The organism is uncultured Rikenella sp. (assembly GCF_910579375.1).
Taxonomy (GTDB): Bacteria; Bacteroidota; Bacteroidia; order Bacteroidales; family Rikenellaceae; genus Rikenella.
This window is the reverse complement of the sequence record NZ_CAJTUJ010000197.1, coordinates 1-3,174: the sequence shown is the minus strand read 5'-3', so window position 1 is coordinate 3,174 and position 3,174 is coordinate 1. Positions and strand designations below refer to the sequence as shown.

The 3,174-nt window shown below is 59.1% G+C and carries 2 protein-coding genes; both read right to left on the bottom strand.

Annotation, left to right across the window (positions count from 1 at the left end):
- Window positions 1-390 precede the first annotated feature (390 nt).
- Window positions 391-1,188 carry a thymidylate synthase gene (locus QZ302_RS09580; RefSeq protein ID WP_294594828.1) on the bottom strand — a complete coding sequence of 266 codons (798 nt, stop codon included), beginning with the start codon at window positions 1,186-1,188 and terminating at the stop codon, window positions 391-393.
- Window positions 1,189-1,243: 55 nt separating this feature from the next.
- A complete protein-coding gene (locus tag QZ302_RS09575) occupies window positions 1,244-3,070 on the bottom strand; it encodes a (Fe-S)-binding protein (protein ID WP_294594826.1) in 1,827 nt (608 codons plus the stop codon).
- Window positions 3,071-3,174 lie beyond the last annotated feature (104 nt).

The following is a 3,174-nucleotide window of genomic DNA, read 5'->3' as shown; positions in this document are numbered from 1 at the left end:
GGCGCGCGTCTGTCCTACGGGAGGGGACTGCCCTTACGCCGTGCGGGCGCACCCTTCGGGTGTTTTACTGGCCGCCTCTACCCCCGTTCTTCGTCCGCGCGCTGGAGGAAATCTTATTCAAACACGAATCACGTGTTTGAATGATTTCTTACTCCAGCAGTCGCGCGCGGTCGAGCTTTGTTCGCGCGCCGGGGGAAATCTTGTCAAAACGCACAAAGTGCATTTTGACGATTTCCCTCTTTAGGCGTCGGCGCGCGGTTTAGTTTGAGGGGACTGCGCTCGGGCCGCGCGGGCCCCACGTCCCGTGGACGGGAAATGCTCGCGCATTTCAACTGGCAGCCTCTACCCCAACAACGCGCAGCAACCCACGGTCTCTCAATCCCGGCGACCCTACACGGCGATCGGGGCCTTAATGGATGGCCACGGGTCGTAGCCTTCCAACGAGAAATCTTCGTAAGAAAATCCGAAAATATCCCGGACGGCCGGATTGATTCGCATCGTCGGCAACGGACGCGGTGTCCGGCTCAGCTGGATCTCCACCTGTTCCAGATGATTCAGATAGATGTGCGCATCGCCCAACGTATGGATGAACTCGCCCGGTTCGAGCCCCGTCACCTGGGCCATCATCAGGGTCAGAAGGGCATACGAGGCGATGTTGAACGGCACGCCGAGAAACAGGTCGGCTGACCGCTGATAGAGCTGACACGACAGCCGCCCGTCGGCCACGTAAAACTGGAACAAAGCATGGCAAGGCGGCAAAGCCATGGTCGGAATGTCGGCCACGTTCCATGCCGAAACGATGTGCCGACGGCTGTCGGGATTGTGCCGCAGCGAATCGACGACCTGAGCGATCTGGTCGATGTGTTCGCCGGAAGGGGTCGGCCAGCTCCGCCACTGGTAGCCGTAGACATGTCCGAGATCGCCCGTCGCCGGGTCGGCCCACTCGTCCCAAATCGTCACCCCGTTGTCATTGAGGTACTTGATATTGGTATCGCCGCGCAGGAACCACAGCAGTTCGTGGATGATCGACCGCAAGTGCAGCTTTTTCGTCGTCAGGCACGGAAATCCCTGGCTCAGGTCGAACCGCATCTGATAGCCGAATACGCTGACGGTGCCGGTGCCGGTTCGATCGCTCTTGCGCGTGCCGTGGTCGCGCACGTGGCGCAACAGGTCCAGATATTGTTGCATAGGATGTTCGATTCTCTCTCGGTTGCGGTGCAAATTAACGAAAATATCCCGACTCTCAAACCGCTTCGGCCACCACTTCGGCAATGTCGGCCACCCGCACCCGATCGTTGCCGGCTGCACGCTGAAGCGATTTTTTGCACTGGGGACAGCTCGTCACGATGGTTTCGGCACCGGTCGCCGTCAGGTTCCGCACGACGGTCGCCCCGATCCGGGTCTGCGCGGCCGTGTCCAGGGTCAGATTGGCGAGGCTGCCGCCGCAACAGTGCACGCGGTCTTTTTCGAGGCTCTCGGCGTTGGTCAGGGTCGCGACGTGAGAGAGCACATACCGCGGTTCGGCATAAATCCCCCGCAGCTCGCACGGGTCGTGATAGACATACGAGGACTGCACGACCGAAGTCTTGAGCCGCCCTCCGGCAATCAGCTCGGCGATATACTGGGTGTGGTGCAGAACGCGTATCCCCATATTTTTCAACTCTTTATACTCCTGCATAAAGCTCTTGTAACAGATGGGACAGCCGGTCACGAGGGTGGTAATCCCGTGGCGGCGGAACAGTTCGGTATTATACTGCTGCATCTTTTCCGCTGCAGGAAGGTTGCCGCTCAGCCGAATCGGACGGCCGCAGCAGACTCCGCCGTTTCGGTCGGCCCACCAGACGTCGACACCGGCGGCGGCGAAGATCTTCTCCATCGACCGCATCACGCCGGGGGTGAGCTGGGTCATACAGCCGGCAAAAAAGCCGACGCGGCCCTCTCCTTCCGAGCGGTCGGGGGCGGAGGCGAGAAATTCGTACCGGGGGGCATCGTACAAGGAGCTCTGACGGGCAAAACCTACACGGCTGCTCAACCGCAAGGTTCCCTGGTCGATCCCCACGGGACAGGCTTCGGCGCACCGGCCGCACATCAGGCAGGTGTCGGCCACTTGCGAGGTCAGGTGTCCGTACCGCCGGTCGCGCAGGAAATAGGCGGCCTGAATGTGATTGATGTTCAAGTCCGAAGCGATGGGACAGGGGTCAAGGCATATCCCGCACCGGGAGCAGGCTTGTATCTGGAAGTGGTCGAAGCTGCTCCCTTCGGGCTTCGACTGCACTTTGTAGGTGCGCAGAAAGATCAGCGGTATCTCTGTGAAGATGTGCATGTACCGCGAGTAAGGCATGGAGACGAAAAAGAGGCCGAGCACGATGGAGTAGGCCCACCAGGCGGGGTACTCCATGGCGGAAAGCATGCCCATCGGCACTACGGAAGCGAGCATATCGCCTGTCCCGCCGGTGAAGAAGCTGCCGCTGTCGTGCACGCCGCAGGTGACGGATTCGGCCAGATAACGCAGGGGAAAAATCAGCCACAGCGAGGCGAGGGCAATCCGGTCGAAGGGGGTGTGCCGGGTCGTCCGCCGCATTCCCATCATGCGCGAGTAGACGCGTTTCCCCCACGCCAGCGCCACGCCGCACAGCACAAAAATCAACAAACAGTCCATCAGCAGGGCGTAGTTGAAGTGCCGCACATAACTGGCGGGTTCTTCGGGGAAAAAGTACCGGAAAAAGACGTGGACGTGGGGCGGATTCACAGCGTCGTGGATGTAGGTGGAGGTCTCCAGCTTCCCAACGACGATCAACAGGAACCACCCCAGGGCCAGACTCATGTGCATGAACCCGAGCAGGGGGTTGGTCTTCCATATCTTCCGGTGAATGAGGCATTCCAAGAGGACTTCTTTCGTCGCTTTGAGGCTCTTGGCGCTGAAAAAGTTATGCCGAACAAGGGCTTTGTCTTCTTGCGGAAGCTCGACGAACCATTTGCCCCATTTCCAAAGGATGGCGCCGAATAACCATACGACGCCGAGGGTAAAGGGGATGACAAAGGGATCGAAATACCAGGGGGAACCGGCCATAACGCTATATCATTGTGTATTATCCGTTTGTTTATCTATTCTTTGAACCGGACGGAACCGTACCTTTCTTGAAAGAAAGGTACCCAAAGAACTTTTGCAGAGGT

Bases quoted from the DNA above. Each gene is read 5' to 3' on its own strand.
- QZ302_RS09575 (WP_294594826.1), bottom strand. From the start codon at position 3,070: ATGGCCGGTTCCCCCTGGTATTTCGATCCCTTTGTCATCCCCTTTACC.
- QZ302_RS09580 (WP_294594828.1), bottom strand. From the start codon at position 1,188: ATGCAACAATATCTGGACCTGTTGCGCCACGTGCGCGACCACGGCACG.